Annotated in this window: 4 protein-coding genes and 1 pseudogene; 4 read left to right on the top strand and 1 reads right to left on the bottom strand. The window is 46.0% G+C overall.

Translation table 11 applies throughout. From position 1 onward, the window contains the following. The 4 genes and pseudogenes from Q0614_RS10585 to Q0614_RS10570 all read left to right on the top strand — a co-directional run. Positions 1 to 134, top strand: a pseudogene (locus Q0614_RS10585) (NADPH quinone reductase MdaB); the annotation flags it as partial. 385 nt (positions 135 to 519) lie between these two features. Next, positions 520 to 879, top strand: a complete 360-nt coding sequence (locus Q0614_RS10580) for a hypothetical protein (RefSeq protein ID WP_298788613.1) — start codon at positions 520 to 522, stop codon at positions 877 to 879. A gap of 374 nt (positions 880 to 1,253) precedes the next feature. Beyond that, positions 1,254 to 1,478 carry a hypothetical protein gene (locus Q0614_RS10575; protein WP_298788612.1) on the top strand — a complete coding sequence of 75 codons (225 nt, stop codon included), beginning with the start codon at positions 1,254 to 1,256 and terminating at the stop codon, positions 1,476 to 1,478. Between the two features lie 5 nt (positions 1,479 to 1,483). Continuing rightward, the gene (locus tag Q0614_RS10570) at positions 1,484 to 1,843 is read left to right on the top strand and encodes a hypothetical protein (RefSeq protein WP_298788611.1); all 360 of its coding nucleotides are present in this window, start codon (positions 1,484 to 1,486) and stop codon (positions 1,841 to 1,843) included. 614 nt (positions 1,844 to 2,457) lie between these two features. On the opposite strand, the gene Q0614_RS10565 is transcribed toward Q0614_RS10570, so the two are convergent. Then, on the bottom strand, positions 2,458 to 2,807 hold a 350-nt coding region (locus Q0614_RS10565), incomplete at its 5' end, for a His/Gly/Thr/Pro-type tRNA ligase C-terminal domain-containing protein (protein ID WP_298788610.1).

The following is a 2,807-nucleotide window of genomic DNA, read 5'->3' as shown; positions in this document are numbered from 1 at the left end:
ATTTTCATAAGGCAAATGAGTTTTTAGGCACGAAAAGGCTGCCTACTTTTATGTGCAACGATGTCATTAAAAATCCCGACGTAGAGCGTTTTACGAGAGATTACGAAGCGCATTTAAAAAGGGTTTTCGGCTAGCCTTAACGGACTAAAACGAGTTTATCTGCTCTAAATACAGTGCCAGATGAGCTAAAGCGGATTTATAAGATCGCTTCTTAAACTCGGATATTACAACGCTTGTGAAATTTTAATCGGTAAATATCGGATCTGCGCGGTTTGTCGCTTCGTAGGTAGCGGTGCGATATAAGGCTGAAAGCTAGGGTTTGTAACGGCGGCACTGGCATCCGTATTCGCTCATATCGCGAGCGCAGTATTAGAATTTGGCGCGTATAGCGAGTAAAATTTATAAGACGCGCCCGCGCACTTTTGATTGCGCCCGCCCGTTTTTTTGCGGCCGCGGACGCTAAATTTAATTAGGCTTTGCTTGCGCGCAGTATCCTTAAAACGTCGCCAAAGGAGCGAAATGCCAAAAATCGATATGCTTAAATTCTTTCGCTCGGGCGAGTTTGCAGGCGTAGAAAGGGGCTTGAGTTGCGCACAGACCATCGCGATGTTCGGCCCTGCGGGCGCGAGCTTTAAGAGTGCTGGAGCTGAAATTTTAAGATATGGCGCCTTTGAGTTTCACTTTTTTCGGGACGGAATCTTTATGATTTTTTCGGATCATTTCAGAAGCGGGCCTCTAAATTTCGGCGATGGAAGGGCGCGGCAAATCGAAATAGAGCCTTGGATATTATCGGGCTGTCCTGCCCCCGTCGATCTTGCGGCGGCAAAAGACGCTTTAGATCGCGAGCAGATCGAGTATCGCGAGCGCGCAACGGATTAGGGTTTGAAGCTAGACTTAAGCAGCGGCGTTACGCTTGCGTTTGAAAGCTTGAGCGCGCGCGGCTACGAGCTTGCCGCATTTTGGATGAAATTTTAGTGGAATTTAAAAAGAGAAATATTTTTCTTTCGCGCGCTTTTTAAATTTAGCTTTTAAATTTACGCTTCGTCGAATGAAAATGAATGAAAATCCAAGACGAATTTCGGCAAAAGCGGCGCCTTGTATTGCGCACAGCACTGGAAAAAACCGAGCCGTATTAGCTGCAGAAGTGCGGATTTAAAGATCGCGGAAGTTTGGAGCGACGTAGCTCCGCTTTTATGCCGCTACGGTGCGCTAGGATAAAGCGCCGAAATAAAATTTAAACAAAAGAGAATTTGATGTTTTTTGATACAAAATACGATGAAAAAAAGATCGCTAGCTTTAATCAGATGAATACGCTTTTAAGATGCGTGCTACTGTTTTTTATCCTTGGCGCGGGTGCGGCGCTGTATATGTCCTACACCGCGGTGCTACCGTCTAGCCCAGAGGATTTGCAGACCATAGAGGGGTGCGTCATATATGTGCAAACGAATAAGAGCAGAGGAGCTAGTTATTATAGTTAAATTTAGTGGATAGCGCGCTTAAGCAGAGGCGTTTTTCTTTAGATGTTTTCGGTGCCGAGATAGACGGATACAAGGCCGCGATATACGACAAGGATGTAAAAATTTGGTACCAAAGGATCGGGGGCGATACCGACCTTGCACGGCAGATCGCCCTTAAGGACGGGCAAATGGTTTTAAAATACGATTATGCTTTTGCAACCAGGTTTTATTACGATACCATATCCGATTCCTATAGAATCACATATTTGAAATGGGGCGGCGGTGCGCTTGTACTTTTGATCGTTCAGATCGTTTTGACTCGGATAGCGAGGAGAAAATACCGCACCAAATGGGGCTACTACGACAAACCTACGAATAAAATTTAAAATCGCCGCCGCCGAATAAATTTAAGCAAAATTTCGACCGGGTAAAATTTCGGATCAGCTTTTGCGCGCCGATTAAATTTACGCGCCCGTTGCGCCGCAAAATTTAAATCTTAAATTTAAAAAGAGAAATCATAGAAGCGAAAGTGCGGTTTAAATTTAACTTTTTAAAAATCGTTTGGAAAAGGGCGGGCAGAGAGCGGGATTTTATCGCGGAATTTTGTTTTGGCATCTCGCGAGAGCGGCGAAAGCGAGCTCTTTGCTTTTTTTGCTTGCGCGGTCAAAGGCGGCGCTTTAAATTTATTTATGCGCGGCTGAGATGGCGGTGCGGTACCGCGCGCAAACTCATGCTTTAAATTAGCCGTAGTGAAATGACGGCGCAGTTTTAAGCATAAATTTTATCATTGCGCCTTGGCGGTATCTCTGCGCGGCAACATAGTAAATTTATAAAATTTATGCTCCGTCCGAGTTCAAAAACCTATTCTCACTGCGGCTAGCGCGGTAAATTTATAAAATTTCACGCCGCGCCGCGTAGCAAAATCAGCTCGCAAATTTCAAAATATGGCGGCAAAATTTAGCCAAATTTAGGGCTAAATTTCATGCGCTTACTAATTTTTCTAGGCTAATTTTTTCTCGATAAGTTTTAAAATTTCATCCTCGCTTACGTTCTGCCGCTTTAGGCCTGCGCGAGTGATGAACTCGACGCTTCCCTCTGCTAAGGCTTTTCCCACGAGCACCGCATACGGGAAGCCCATCAGCTCGAAGTCATTCATCTTCACGCCGAAACGCTCCGCGCGATCGTCGAGCAGCACGCGGACGCCCAGCACGCGGCACTGCTCGTATAGTTTCTCGGCAAATTCTACCGCTGCCGCGTCTTTGTGATTTGAGATGATGATCTCAAGCTCAAAAGGTGCCAGCTCGCGCGGCCACACGCAGCCTCGCTCATCGTGGCTGCTTTCGATCGCCA

This window comes from uncultured Campylobacter sp. (assembly GCF_937997595.1).
Lineage (GTDB): Bacteria > Campylobacterota > Campylobacteria > Campylobacterales > Campylobacteraceae > Campylobacter_B.
The sequence above is the reverse complement of the archived record's forward strand: the minus strand, read 5'-3'. Positions and strand labels throughout refer to the sequence as shown.